This is a genomic window from Myroides odoratimimus, assembly GCF_001485415.1.
Lineage (GTDB): Bacteria > Bacteroidota > Bacteroidia > Flavobacteriales > Flavobacteriaceae > Flavobacterium > Flavobacterium odoratimimum.
On sequence record NZ_BCMQ01000005.1, the window covers coordinates 149425 to 163603 of the forward strand.

A 14179-nucleotide genomic window follows, 5' to 3' on the forward strand; every position below is an offset into this window, starting at 1 on the left:
ATATGCTTAGAAATGTGATGCTAGATAGCTTACTCTTTTTTGATATTGAGACAGTGCCTGAAGTGCCTGCTTTTAATGATCTAGATGAGGAGATGCAAGATCTGTTTGATATCAAGACGGCTTATCAGAGAAGAGATGGGCAGACTGCAGCGGAGTTTTATGAACGTGCAGGGATTTGGGCAGAGTTTGGTAAGGTGGTATGTATCTCAGTGGGGTATTTTACCTATAAGAATGGGGATAGACAGTTTAGGGTAAAATCCTTTGCAGGAGAGGAACGCCGTCTGTTACAAGAGTTTTCTAATTTAATAGACGAATATTTTAATGATCCTACTCGCGTTCTATGTGGGCATAATATTAAGGAATTTGATATTCCCTTTGTTGTGAGGCGGATGTTGATAAATGAGGTAAAAATCCCCAACAAACTGTGTATTATTGGGAAAAAACCGTGGGAGGTGAATCATCTAGATACTATGGAAATGTGGAAGATAGGAGATTATAAACATTTTACATCTTTAAGGCTTTTGACTAGAATATTAGGTATACCCTCTCCTAAAGACGATATAGACGGGAGTGAGGTGGCTAAGGTGTATTATGAAGATAAAGATATTGACAGAATAATCGTGTATTGTGAGAAAGATGTGGTAGCAGTGGCACAGGTTTTGCTGAGATTTAAGCGTGAGGAACTATTAAGTCAGAGCGAGATATTTTCTGTTTAAGTTAAAGAAATATTAAAAAACATTGGTTAGTGCTTGTTGTTAAAATAATTTTTTTCTAATTTTGACTTCAAATAAGGAAATAGTAATGCAGAAAATTTATTCAAATATGGTTTATTCAACAAAATGTGTATTCTCTAAGAAGAATGCATCGTTTATGGTATAGAGCTGTCTTTGGATACGTATAAAGATATTTAATAAGCCTCTGTACCTCACAGGGGCTTATTTTTTTTAAGAAAGAAACATATAAAAATAAAGTAATGAATTTAGTCTATAATCTATTAACGTCAACATCATATAAGGGAATTTGTTTTCCTAAGCATTCGATGTATACATACGTAGCCAAGAGAGATAGCTTGTTTTGATCATACTATTTTTATAGTTAAGAATAAATAAGAAGGTCCTTTTGGCAGATAGCTGAAGGGACCTTTTTGTATAGTGTCAATTTTATAAATAATTAAAAGAATGGAAAGTAAAGTTTTAAAAGTGTTGGGCTTCTCAGTAAGGGAACAACAATTCGCTGTAAAAACAGCCAACTACTCTTTCACAGTGAAAGATGGAAGAGAATTAGTAAGAGACGTGAATGCGAACTCTGCAGAGTTATTATTAGCTAAGCTAGCAGGTAGTATCCACGCAGTGGGAAAATTAATCGGTAATACATTGGGGTTAGATCTAAAATCTATTCAGATAGAAGTGTCTGGTGTGATAAAAGGGGAAGGCTTCGAAAAGGATAGCTTAGACCACTTCAACAGAGTAGATGTAATCGTAAAACCTACTTCTGAGGCATCTATAGTGTTGCTAAAAGAATGGCTAGATGCTGTAAAATCAGCTTGCCCAATGTTTGCAAATTTTAAAGAAAAAACTCCTACTATCGTTACGTTAGTCAAGGAATATGACCAAGTAAAAGTAGCGTAGTATGTTCGTATATTCTGTAAAAATTGTGGTATAGTATAGATGTTTAATTAGTTTATTAGATAGCTTATACTATATCACAATTATTATATATTTTTGTTATTCTAGTGATCGTACTGAATATAAAAAATGAAAGAAAATATACCTATATTATCTGTAAAGGATTTACAAATCGATTTTCTGAAAGAGAAATCTTGGAATACTATTATCAAAAGTAGCTCTTTTGATATCTATGCTAACGAGATTCTTGGTGTAGTAGGAGAGTCGGGTTCTGGTAAGTCAGTTACATCACTTGCGTTAATGGGGCTATTGCCTCGAGAAATATCTCGTATTAGCTCGGGTAATATCGTGTTTGAAGGAAAAGATATTACGCATAATACAGATAGTGAGTTCCGACTGTTGCGTGGAGCTCAGATATCTATGATATTTCAGGAGCCGATGAGTGCTCTAAATCCTTCTATTACTTGTGGCGAACAGGTGGCTGAGATACTTCGAGAGCATACTTCGCTCAGAGGAAAGGCTTTAAGAGAAGAGGTGTTACGCCTTTTCGATAGAGTTAAATTGCCTAATCCTAATCAAGTTTATACTAAATACCCTCACCAAATCTCTGGTGGACAAAAGCAAAGAGTCATGATCGCTATGGCTGTAGCGTGCAAGCCTAAGCTACTGATAGCTGATGAGCCTACGACAGCATTAGATGTGACTGTGCAAAACGAAATCATTAATCTACTGAAAGACCTACAACGCGATAATAAGATGAGTATCTTATTTATCTCTCATGACTTGAATCTAGTGTCGTCTATCAGCGACCGTATTCTAGTGATGTATAAAGGGGATATCGTAGAACAAGGAAAGTCAACAGAAGTGTTTAACAATCCACAAGATATGTATACTAAAGCCTTAGTAGCGTCTAGACCTTCTCTTACAGAGCGATTAAAAAGACTGTCTACGATAGGAGACTTTCTGAATAATAAGGTGGTGAGAGATGTGGTGACTACTGAGGATAGAAAAGATAGATTAGAAAAGTTATATAGTAATGCTCCGTTGCTAGAGATTAGGAATGTGTTCAAGGATTATGTCATTAATGGAGGACTGTTTAAAAAAGGGGTATTCCACGCGCTACAAGATATTAGTTTTAATGTATATGAAGGTGAGACACTTGGACTAGTGGGTGAGAGTGGGTGTGGTAAATCTACATTAGGCAATGTCATCCTACAACTCGATAGAGCTACTAAAGGACAGATATTCTATAAAGGTCAAGACATTACGAAGCTTTCTTCTAAGGCGTTTAGGGTGTTTAGAAAAGATATACAGATTGTATTCCAGGATCCGTATTCGTCTTTAAACCCTCGTCTGACTGTAGGAGAAGCTATTCTAGAACCTATGAAAGTACATAAGATAGGAAGTAGTGATGCGGATAGAAAGGAGAGAGTGATCGAAATACTATACCGAGTAGGGTTAGATGAGTCTGTATTTAGCCGTTATCCACATGAGTTCTCTGGAGGACAGAGACAGCGTATCGGTATCGCTAGGACGATAGCGGTACAACCTAAACTGATCATCTGTGATGAGTCTGTGTCTGCACTAGATATATCTGTACAAGCTCAGGTGCTGAATCTACTAAACGATTTGAAGGATAAGTATAACTTTACCTATATATTTATATCTCATGATCTGTCTGTAGTGAAGTATATGTCTGATCAGGTGATGGTGATGAATAAAGGTAAGATAGAGGAAATAGGCGAGGCAGATGAGTTGTATGCTCACCCTAAGACTGAGTACACAAAGGGATTGATTAGTTCTATTCCGAAATAAGATAGTGAAAAAAAGCTCCGATACTGGAGCTTTTTTTAGTTAGTTATATCCTGAATAAGGAACTTCTTCTTCTATAAAGTGAATGCCATTCTCTTCTAATTCTTTGAGAATAGGAGTATATACTTCCTCTTCTATTGGCATCTGTACACCTGGTGTAGTGATGATTCCTTTTAATATTTTTAGCGTAGCGATAGCTACAGGAAGACCTACTGTCTTAGCCATAGCAGTGTAGATCTGATTATCTCCTATACAGACCATACGTGAGTCTATCTGGTGATTCTGTCCATGTAGTTCGTATCCTATCTTGTGATACATCACGATCATGTCTTTATCTTCTGGGCTTAATGACCAAGAATCACTTAAGATCTTTTCTAAGATTTGTGCAGGAGTCGCTTTCTTTAATCCTATTTTTTTAGTTGGGTTGAATAAGTCTAGCTCTAGTAGCTTGTCCCATATAATGTCATCTTGGTCAATACCTAGTGCTAATCTTAGTTTGGTCTCTACAGTATCTGTAGGGTGGTAGGGCAAGTAGGAGTTGATAAACTCTCTATAGGTCATCTCTTCAGAATTATCTATAGTATAGCTATCATCTGTTATTCCTAATTCTACAAAAAGATTCCAGGCTCTAGAGTATCCTACTCTTCTGATCGTACCTCTAAAGATGGTTTTAGCATCACGAAGTCCATAGACATCTTTGTATTTTAGAGAATCTCTATTGGCGTAAGCTTCGAACTTTCCATATCCTTCTACATCTAAAAACTCAGTACGTCTAAATACTTTGTTGTAAGGGATGTATTTATATTGGCCTTCTTGTAAGAATTTAGCTGCACCACCTTGTCCAGCTAATACTACATTGCGAGGGTTCCAAGTGAATTTGTAATTCCATAGATTGTTGTCAGATTCTGGAGCGATTAGTCCACCACAGAAAGATTCAAAAGAGATGACTTTCCCTCCTTTTCTTTCGATATCATGTATAATTTTCATCGCACTCATGTGGTCTATCCCTGGATCTAAGCCTATTTCGTTCATGAAGATGAGGTTGTTTTTAGTTACTTCCTCATTGAGTTCTTGCATAGCAGGGCTGATGTAAGATGCCGTAACCATGTGTTTTTTATACTTCACACAGTCTTTAGCTAGTTCTAAGTGATGTATGGCAGGTAACATAGAAACTACAATGTCTGCTTTCTGTACTAAGGTTTGTCTTTCTGTTTCGTTGAATAGGTCAAATGCGATCGCCGTAGCATTAGGATGATTCATCGCTTTTTGCTTCGCGGATTCTAGAGATAAATCTCCTATAGTAAGGTGTAAGTTCTCTGAGTCTGATTTGTCCAAGAGATACTTGATTAATGAAGAGCTGGATCTGCCTGCTCCTACTATTAAAATTTCTTTTGTCATAATATTCTAGTTGGTTTTTCAAGATACAAAAATTAGTAGTTCAATAAATAGATTAAATTCTACAAAATTTTTAATGTGCTATTTGTCTGATAAGTTGTATATTTGAAAGAAAAATAAATGGGACGAAAAGTTATATTTATAGCTGCTATAATCGGCGCAATTGGTATTATGCTAGGGGCTTTTGGAGCTCATGGTCTAAAGAAAGTTGTAACAGAGGCTCAAGTAGCTACTTTTGAAATTGGCGTTCGTTATCAAATGTACCACGCACTTTTTTTACTTTTTATAGGTATATGCGGAATATTTTCAGACAAGGCTAAAAAAATAGTTATGTATCTGGTTTTGTTTGGAATATTGTTTTTCTGCGGTTCTATATACCTTCTTACCTTTAAAGATATGATAACCATAGACTTAAGAGTTGTTGGTCCAATTACTCCTGTAGGAGGAGTATTGTTCATTGTTGCATGGCTATATGCTGGAATTCAGGCGTATAAAAGTAAAAACATGATTAAATAATTCTTTTGTATATTTATATTTTAAATTTATTTCTAAGTTTGCAAACAAATTAATACACAACCTAAATAATGAAAATGGATATTTCTGAATCAATTTCACTGGAAAAATATGGTATTAAAGATGTTGTAGAGGTAATCTATAATCCTTCGTACGACGTTTTATATAATGAAGAAACTAACCCTAACTTAACAGGGTATGATAAAGGAGTTGTAACTGAGCTAGGTGCAGTTAACGTAATGACTGGAGAGTTTACAGGACGTTCTCCTAAAGATAAGTACATCGTTAAAGATTCAGTTACAGAAAACACAGTATGGTGGAATTCACCAGAATCTCCAAATGACAACAAACCAATCGATAACAGAACTTGGAATGCTTTAAAAGAGAATACTGTTAATCAGTTATCTGGAAAAAGATTATTCGTTGTTGATGCGTTTTGTGGAGCTAACGAGAATACTCGTTTAAAAGTTAGATTTATTATGGAAGTAGCGTGGCAAGCGCACTTCGTAACTAATATGTTTATCCGTCCTACTGCAGAAGAGTTAGCTAACTTCGGTGAGCCAGACTTCGTAGTAATGAATGGTTCTAAAACTACTTTCAAAGACTATAAAGATTACGGATTAAACTCTGAGGTTTATATCGCGTTCAACTTGACTGAGAAGATTCAAGTTATCGGTGGTACTTGGTACGGTGGTGAGATGAAAAAAGGTATGTTCGCAATGATGAACTACTACTTACCTCTTAAAGGAATGGCTGCTATGCACTGTTCTGCTAACAAAGGTAAAGATGGTGATGTAGCTGTATTCTTCGGATTATCAGGTACAGGTAAAACAACTTTATCAACTGACCCAAAACGTGAGTTAATCGGAGACGATGAGCATGGATGGGATGACGAAGGTGTATTTAACTTCGAAGGAGGTTGCTACGCTAAGACAATCAGCTTGAGCAAAGAGAATGAGCCAGATATCTATGGTGCTATCCGTCGTGATGCTTTATTAGAGAACGTTACTGTTGATGCTAATGGTATTATTGACTTTAACGATGGTTCTGTAACACAAAATACACGTGTATCTTACCCAATCGAACATATCGAGAATATTGTTAAGCCTGTGTCTAAAGCTGGACATGCTACTAAAGTTATCTTCTTAACTGCAGATGCTTTTGGTGTTATGCCTCCAGTTTCTAAGTTAACTCCAGAGCAAACTAAATACTACTTCTTATCAGGATTTACTGCTAAGTTAGCAGGTACTGAGCGTGGAGTAACTAAACCAGAGCCTACATTCTCTGCTTGTTTCGGTAAGGCTTTCTTATCTCTACACCCAACTCAATACGGTGAAGAGCTAGTGAAGAAAATGGAAGAGCACAATGCTACTGCTTATATGGTAAACACTGGATGGAATGGTACTGGTAAACGTATCTCTATTAAAGATACTAGAGCTATCATTGATCGTATCTTAGACGGTTCTATCGAGAATGCTGAGACTACTATCGTGCCTATCTATAACTTCGCTGTACCAACAGCTTTAGAAGGTGTAGATACTACTATTCTAGATCCTCGTAATACGTATGCTAATGCTTCTGAATGGGAAGAGAAAGCAAAAGAATTAGCTGGATTATTCGTAGAAAACTTTAAGTTATATTCTAATAATGATGAAGGTAAAGCTCTAGTAGCTGCTGGACCTCAATTATAATATAATTATAGCTATAGAAAAAAGGAGATGATGTAATCATCTCCTTTTTTTTGCTCTTAATTAAGCAGTGAACTCTTATTTAATAAGTATAAAAAAACCACCTCTTCATAGAGGTGGTTTTTTATGATATAAATAGATATTATTTATTTACTTGTTGAATGTACTTTTCTAATGCCATAGTCATAGACGGTGTTCCTGGTGCAGGAGCCATGATGTCTACTCTTAAGTTATTGTCTAAAGCTTCTTTTTGCGTTGTAGTTCCAAATACAGCTATTCTCGTATTGTCTTGACTAAAGTCAGGGAAATTTTTGAATAGAGATTTAATACCTGTTGGACTAAAGAAAGCTAAAACATCATATTTCACATCTGCTAAATCTGATAAGTCACTCATAACAGTACGATAGAATGTACCTGGAGTCCAATTTACTTTTAAATCATTTAAAGTAGTTGGTACATCGTGATTTAATTGATCTGATGCAGGAAGTAAGAAGGTCTCATCTTTATACTTCTTAATCAAAGGAGCTAATTCTGCAAAGTCTTTCTGACCTACATAAATCTTTCTTTTACGGTATACTACATATTTTTGTAAATAATATGCTACCGCCTCTGACTGACAGAAATACTTAAGCGTTTCAGGAACTTTATATCTCATTTCTTCTGCTACGCGGAAAAAGTGGTCTACAGAGTTCTTACTTGTTAAAATAATAGCAGTGTAATTGTTTAAATCAATCTTTTGGTGTCTTACCTCTTTGGCTGGTACACCTTCTACGTGGATGAAGGGTCTAAAGTCAATTTTTACTTTGAATTTCTGCTCTAATTCGAAGTAAGGTGAGTTTTCTACTTTAGGCTCTGGTTGAGAAACCAAAATTGTTTTCACTTTCATAATTGTACTTTTTCTTATAATGCTCCGTAATCTTTTAACCAGAAATATAATAATAGATAAGGAGCTATTTCAAGGGTGCAAAGATACAAAATAAAATAGAACACCTTATTCATTATTGATTTTTGGTTGTTTTTTATAAAAAGAACGTATAAAAGGATATTTGTTGCGATTAATGCAATCAACATGAACCCAATTATAAGTTTGTTGGTTATATTGTTGTAGAATAAAAGAACGTTTACTGCTAACAGTAACATTCCGATATAATTTCGATAGGTAGCTTTTTGTAGATTTAAGGCATCCGAAAATTCGTCTATACCAAATGTTGTTGATATAATCTTATCTATTAAATACTTTCCGATGATAAAGGTGGTTACAAAATTTAAAAGCATTAAGAACGAACCAAAACTGTAATCTGGTATGAGTTCGAAAGCTTTTAATGTTATTTGTATAAAGAAAGTAATCGATATAAGTTGTACAAGTAAAAAAGATAAAGTGAAACTATTTCTTAAGTTTGTATTATCCTTATAAATCTTTAAGTACTTATTCGATGCTGCTAGTTTTGTAAACTCAGAAAAACGTACGCCGAAGATGGTACGGTTAACTGCAATAATAGAGAATCCGATAAAGAATAGGACTGTTGCCCAATCTTTACTAGGGAGTACACGCTCGATAAGTATTAGATTCTCCATAATATCTGCAAAATTAGCAAAAAAACCTTTTAGATTGACTTTGTATTTTATTTAAGTGATAACTTTCTAGAAAAAGGTTATTTTTGTGGCAAACGTTTTAAAAAATGGAGTCAGGACTTGTCATTATACCAACGTATAATGAAATTGAAAATATAGAATTGATTATCGATGCTGTTATGGCATTGCCTCAGCATTTTCATGTTCTGATTGTTGATGATAATTCCCCTGATGGTACTGCAGCTGTAGTTGAAGAGTTGCAAAGTAAGTATCCCGAATCTTTGTTTTTAGAGAAGAGAGAAGGTAAGAATGGGCTAGGTACTGCTTATGTCCATGGTTTTAGATGGGCTTTGGCACGTGACTATGACTATGTATTTGAAATGGACGCGGATTTCTCTCATAATCCGAATGACCTTCCTAAACTTTTAGAGGCTTGTAAAGCGAATCAAGGCTTAGCCATAGGTTCTAGATACGTTACAGGAGTAAATGTAGTGAACTGGCCGTTAAACCGTGTTTTGTTGTCTTATGGAGCTTCTATTTATGTTAGAATGATAACTGGGATGAAGATTAAAGATACGACAGCAGGCTTTGTTTGTTTTTCACGCAAAGTATTAGAGAGTTTTGATTTTGATAAGGTGCGCTTTGTTGGGTATGCTTTTCAGATCGAGATGAAGTATCGTACTTATGTAAAGAACTTTTCGATTACCGAGGTGCCTATTATTTTTACAGATAGGACGAGAGGCGAATCTAAAATGTCTGGAGGAATTATTAAAGAAGCTGTTTTTGGCGTTATTAATCTACGTATACGTAAACTACTAAACACACTATAATGACACACTATTTAATTAAAAACGGAAAAGTCGTAAACGAAGGGACTATTGTAGAAGCGGATGTTCTAATCGAGAATGGCTTTATTGTGAAAGTAGCTTCTAATATCGAAGTTTCTAATGATGTAACTGTTGTCGATGCGAAAGGAAATTATGTCATTCCTGGAATGATCGATGATCAAGTGCATTTTAGAGAACCAGGTTTGACTCATAAAGGTGATATAGAATCTGAGTCTAGAGCAGCTATTGCTGGAGGGATTACTTCTTTTATAGAGCAACCGAATACAGTGCCCAATGCTGTGACTCAAGAATTATTAGAACAGAAGTACGAAATAGCGTCTACTAAATCGTTTGCTAACTATTCATTTATGATGGGAGGTACAAATGATAACTTAGAAGAACTGCTAAAAACAAACCCACGTAATGTAGCTGGTATTAAGCTTTTCTTAGGTTCGTCTACAGGTAATATGTTAGTAGATAGACAGGATGTATTAGAAAAGATCTTTTCGAGTACTTCTATGCTTATCGCTGTACACGCTGAGGATGAAGGAACGATTAAGGCTAACTTAGCGAAGTATAAAGAAGAGTTCGGAGAAGAGATCCCTGTGAAGTATCACCCAATTATCCGAAGTGAAGAGGCTTGTTATTTATCTTCTTCTAAAGCGATAGAACTAGCGAAGAAAACAGGAGCTAGACTACACGTATTCCACCTTTCTACAGCGAAGGAAACAGAGTTGTTCAGAAACGATATTCCTTTAAAAGATAAAAAGATTACTGCAGAGGTATGTGTTCACCATCTATGGTTCACGGATAAAGATTACGATAAAAAAGGTAACTTTATTAAGTGGAATCCTGCTGTAAAAACAGAAGCTGATAGAGATGGTCTTTGGAAAGCGTTGTTAGATGATAGAATAGATGTTATCGCTACAGACCATGCACCTCATACTTTAGAAGAGAAGAGTAAGGCATATTCTTCTGCTCCTTCTGGAGGGCCACTTGTGCAGCATGCTTTAGTTTCGCTATTTGAAGCTTCTAAACAAGGGAAAATCAGTATAGAGAAAATCGTAGAGAAAACAGCACATAATCCTGCTATTTTATTCCAAGTAGAGAAACGCGGTTATGTAAAAGAAGGATACCATGCTGATATAGCTATCGTAGATGTGAATCATGACTGGGAAGTAAATAAAGACAATATTTTATATAAATGTGGGTGGTCTCCATTCGAAGGAGAGAAATTTAGTTCTAAAATTACTCATACTTTTGTAAATGGTTTCTTAGCGTATGAGAACGATATGGTAAAAGAAGAACATAAAGGACAACGATTATTATTCGTACGATAAAATCAAAGAATAGATGAATAAATACTTAGTAATATTAGCTGTGTTTATACTTATGTCATGTAAGAATGATGTGGTAAAACCGTCTCCATTTATCGAGCAACAAAAAATGGAAGATATCTTATATGATATGGCATTGTTATACTCTATCGAGAGTGTAAGTGCGTATAGTAGAGAAGATACTCTGAAAAGGCTTAACGTTAACTCTGTCTTTAAAAAATACGATATAGACAGTCTTACTTTCGTATCGAATAATAGATATTATGTAGAGTTAGGCGATGGTGTGTATCACACTATGCAGAACAATATTCTAAGTCGTCTAGAAGCAGCTAAGGTTGTAGCAGATTCTTTATTGTCTAAATCTCAAGAAGAGCCTAAAGACGAATTAAAGAAAGAAGATATTAAACTTGATGATACTTTGAAATTGGACCGAGAAAAGATTGATAGTCTTCGAAATCAAATTCAATAGTGTTTTTAATTTTTGAACAATCATAAATATAAGAAGAATGAGAAGCTTGCGCGATTGATCGTGTAAAGCTTCTTTTTTTTCTCGTTATCAGAGAGACGAAGTTGTCTAACTTCCATGCGAATAGACTTGATGTACGCGATACATGGATACTAGGGTGTTTCTTACCCATTAAGTCTGCGATATGATTGATAAGCTCTTGGTAAGTAATATTATTAGAAACTAATGCAAATCTCTCATTTTTAATATCACTGATCATGAGGAGATGCATTGCTTTTACTACATCATTTACTCCTACGATTCCCGCAATACCTGTGGTGTAGAATGGAAAGTCTTTCTTTACTTTTTGGAAGAAAGCTCCACTGCCTTCATAACCGAAGCCACGTCCGAATACAATACCAGGATTGACGATGACTACATCTAGTCCTTCTTGAGTTCCTCTCCATACCTCCATTTCGGCTCCATACTTAGTGATAGCATAGTCTCCATGGTATAGCTCAGGGTTCCAATCTGTCTTTTCTGTAATGATTTTATCTTTGGCTAATGTCTCACCTAGAGCGGCGATAGAACTTACATAGCACAGTTTTTTTACGTTAAAGGCGATAGATAGGTTCACGATATTAGCGGTACCTTCTATATTCGTCTTGCGAAGTTTTTTTTCATCTTTAGGCTCGAAAGAGACTAAAGCTGCACAATGATATACATAATCAATTCCAACAAAGGCTTTCTCAAGTGCTGGTACATCTATTAGATCTGCTTTGACCCATTCTATTTTTAAGAATAGGGCTTCTTGATTGTTTAAGACGAAGAGGTTCTTCGTTTTTTTAATACTATCCTCATTTCTATAAATAGCACGAACTGCACCTTCTGACTGAAGAAGATGTAATAATAAATGTGCTCCTACTAAGCCTGTACCTCCTGTTACTAGTATCATATTTAGACAAAAGTAAGTTATATGTTTTACATAGTGAAAAATTATGAAATAAAGTTGAATTCTAACGCCCCTATTATTAGTTCTTAAAGGATAAATGTAGAAAACGTATAAAAATGCAGTGTTTGAGAATTTTTATTCCATAAGCTAAGGTTTTGAGCTATCTTTGTGTAAAATTTATTTAAATGAAGAATTTTATTGAAGAAGTGACTTGGAGAGGAATGCTCCACGACGTAATGCCAGGCACTGAAGAACATTTGTTGGAGCAAATGCGTGCTGCGTATGTGGGAATTGACCCAACAGCCGATTCATTGCATATTGGACATTTAGTAGGAGTAATGCTATTGAAACACTTTCAATTAGCTGGACATAAACCTTATGCTCTTGTGGGAGGTGCTACTGGTATGGTAGGTGACCCTTCAGGAAAGTCTAATGAAAGAAACTTATTAGACGAAGAAGCTTTACGTCATAATCAAAATGCGATTAAAGAACAATTAAGTCGTTTCTTAGATTTTAATTCAGGTGCTGAGAATGCTGCTGTGTTAGTAAATAACTATGACTGGATGAAAGATTTCTCTTTCTTAGAGTTTATCCGTACAGTAGGGAAGCATATCACAGTGAACTATATGATGGCTAAAGATTCTGTAAAGAAACGTCTAAACGGTGAGTTCCAAGATGGAATGTCTTTTACAGAGTTCTGTTATCAATTAATGCAAGGATATGACTTTTTGCATTTATACAAAGAGAATAATATTACATTACAAATGGGAGGATCTGACCAATGGGGAAATATTACTACTGGTACAGAGTTAATCCGTAGAACAATTAGCGAGAAAGCATATGCGCTTACTTGCCCATTGATTACTAAAGCTGACGGAACTAAATTCGGTAAGTCAGAAGGGGGTAATATTTGGTTGTCTGCAGAGTACACTTCTCCATATAAATTCTACCAATACTGGTTAAACGTGGCTGATGCTGATGCTGAGCGTTATATTAAGATCTTTACATTCATCTCTAGAGAAGATATTGAAGCATTAGTTAAAGAGCATTCAGAGGCTCCACATTTACGTGTGCTACAACGTCGCCTAGCAGAAGAAGTAACGATTATGGTACACGGTCAAGAGCAATTAGATAATGCTATCAAAGCGTCTAATATCTTATTCGGTAACTCTTCTACAGAAGATTTAAAACAATTAGACGAGAAGACTTTCTTAGAGGTATTCGATGGAGTAGGACAGTCAGAAGTAGCAAAAGCAGATATCGAAGCAGGGTTAACTATCGTAGATGCCTTAGCTGCTAATTCTAATTTGGCTTCATCTAATGGAGATGCTCGTCGTTCGTTACAAGCTAATTCTATCTCTGTAAACAAAGAGAAAGTAGCTGAAGACTACGTAGTGACTACAAATGATTTGATTAATGATCAATTCGTATTACTACAAAAAGGAAAGAAAAATTACTTCGTTTTACATGTAAAGTAAGATTATAAGTATACTTATATAAGGGCTCTCAGTAATGGGAGCCCTTTTTTTTGGCCTATAATTTATCTGGTCATAAGGTAATGGGGTATTGATGGCATAGTGATCGCATAAAAAATGGGTAAAACTATGCGAGCAGTATGCCATCACTATGCGATAACTATGCGACCAGTCGCGTTTTTGTTGAGAAACAAGGATTACTCCCTCGTTGTATTTACTAGTTTTTGGCTCTAATTAAAAGGTTGACTATTCTGTCGTTTTGGATGGTTATGGTGTCTTTCTTCTCTGAATATTATGAGAGAGAATTAAAATATACCATATACATGGTATTTCATAGAATGAGGTGTTGAAATACCTTTGTATTACAAAAGTAGGGAGTGCTATATCCTTAATCTGTTGTGTATAATTATTGTTTGTTTTGTAAGAAAATAATTACATATAAGGGTTTCCCTACTTTGCTTTTTTCACTGATAAGAAAAAATTATATAACCTAAATATTATGCAATCAATTCAACAAAAGCGAGAACTTGACACTCGT

General features: G+C 35.4%; 13 protein-coding genes. 9 read left to right on the top strand and 4 right to left on the bottom strand.

The window, feature by feature from the left end:
* The first annotated feature begins 2 nt into the window (after window positions 1-2).
* The 3 genes from MODO_RS06710 (at window position 3) to MODO_RS06720 (ending at window position 3440) form a co-directional block, all read left to right on the top strand.
* A complete protein-coding gene (locus MODO_RS06710) occupies window positions 3-716 on the top strand; it encodes a 3'-5' exonuclease (RefSeq protein ID WP_006259710.1) in 714 nt (237 codons plus the stop codon).
* Window positions 717-1178: 462 nt separating this feature from the next.
* Window positions 1179-1628 carry an OsmC family protein gene (locus tag MODO_RS06715; protein ID WP_006259709.1) on the top strand — a complete coding sequence of 150 codons (450 nt, stop codon included), beginning with the start codon at window positions 1179-1181 and terminating at the stop codon, window positions 1626-1628.
* 126 nt (window positions 1629-1754) lie between these two features.
* The gene (locus MODO_RS06720) at window positions 1755-3440 is read left to right on the top strand and encodes an ABC transporter ATP-binding protein (protein WP_006259708.1); all 1686 of its coding nucleotides are present in this window, start codon (window positions 1755-1757) and stop codon (window positions 3438-3440) included.
* A 39-nt stretch (window positions 3441-3479) separates the two neighbouring features.
* On the opposite strand, the gene MODO_RS06725 is transcribed toward MODO_RS06720, so the two are convergent.
* The gene (locus MODO_RS06725) at window positions 3480-4835 is read right to left on the bottom strand and encodes a saccharopine dehydrogenase family protein (RefSeq protein ID WP_006259707.1); all 1356 of its coding nucleotides are present in this window, start codon (window positions 4833-4835) and stop codon (window positions 3480-3482) included.
* A 117-nt stretch (window positions 4836-4952) separates the two neighbouring features.
* Here MODO_RS06725 and MODO_RS06730 point away from each other — a divergent pair, with 117 nt between their 5' ends.
* The gene (locus MODO_RS06730) at window positions 4953-5348 is read left to right on the top strand and encodes a DUF423 domain-containing protein (RefSeq protein WP_006259706.1); all 396 of its coding nucleotides are present in this window, start codon (window positions 4953-4955) and stop codon (window positions 5346-5348) included.
* 74 nt (window positions 5349-5422) lie between these two features.
* Window positions 5423-7036 carry a phosphoenolpyruvate carboxykinase (ATP) gene (gene pckA / locus MODO_RS06735; protein ID WP_006259705.1) on the top strand — a complete coding sequence of 538 codons (1614 nt, stop codon included), beginning with the start codon at window positions 5423-5425 and terminating at the stop codon, window positions 7034-7036.
* Between the two features lie 139 nt (window positions 7037-7175).
* On the opposite strand, the gene MODO_RS06740 is transcribed toward pckA, so the two are convergent.
* Window positions 7176-7919, bottom strand: coding sequence for a uroporphyrinogen-III synthase (locus MODO_RS06740; protein WP_006259704.1), 744 nt, complete (start codon window positions 7917-7919; stop codon window positions 7176-7178).
* Between the two features lie 14 nt (window positions 7920-7933).
* Window positions 7934-8608 (bottom strand): DUF4271 domain-containing protein, encoded by a 675-nt coding sequence (locus MODO_RS06745; protein ID WP_006259703.1) that lies wholly within the window; start codon window positions 8606-8608, stop codon window positions 7934-7936.
* A gap of 104 nt (window positions 8609-8712) precedes the next feature.
* Between MODO_RS06745 and MODO_RS06750 the strand changes: the two genes are divergently transcribed.
* Genes MODO_RS06750 through MODO_RS06760 form a run of 3 tightly spaced genes read left to right on the top strand, consistent with a single transcriptional unit; the run spans window position 8713 to window position 11238 of the window.
* On the top strand, window positions 8713-9435 hold the full coding sequence (locus MODO_RS06750) for a polyprenol monophosphomannose synthase (RefSeq protein ID WP_006259702.1): 723 nt from the start codon (window positions 8713-8715) through the stop codon (window positions 9433-9435).
* Window positions 9435-10772 (top strand): dihydroorotase, encoded by a 1338-nt coding sequence (locus MODO_RS06755; RefSeq protein ID WP_006259701.1) that lies wholly within the window; start codon window positions 9435-9437, stop codon window positions 10770-10772. Before MODO_RS06750 ends, MODO_RS06755 begins: the two co-directional genes overlap by 1 nt.
* Window positions 10773-10785: 13 nt before the next feature.
* The gene (locus MODO_RS06760; protein WP_006259700.1) at window positions 10786-11238 is read left to right on the top strand and encodes a DUF4296 domain-containing protein; all 453 of its coding nucleotides are present in this window, start codon (window positions 10786-10788) and stop codon (window positions 11236-11238) included.
* Here the strand turns inward: MODO_RS06760 and MODO_RS06765 are convergent.
* Window positions 11171-12169: an NAD-dependent epimerase/dehydratase family protein gene (locus MODO_RS06765; RefSeq protein WP_006259699.1), complete on the bottom strand. Its 999-nt coding sequence runs from the start codon at window positions 12167-12169 to the stop codon at window positions 11171-11173. The two genes, MODO_RS06760 and MODO_RS06765, sit on opposite strands and share 68 nt — an antisense overlap.
* Window positions 12170-12351: 182 nt before the next feature.
* Between MODO_RS06765 and tyrS the strand changes: the two genes are divergently transcribed.
* The gene (gene tyrS / locus MODO_RS06770; RefSeq protein WP_006259698.1) at window positions 12352-13644 is read left to right on the top strand and encodes a tyrosine--tRNA ligase; all 1293 of its coding nucleotides are present in this window, start codon (window positions 12352-12354) and stop codon (window positions 13642-13644) included.
* Window positions 13645-14179 lie beyond the last annotated feature (535 nt).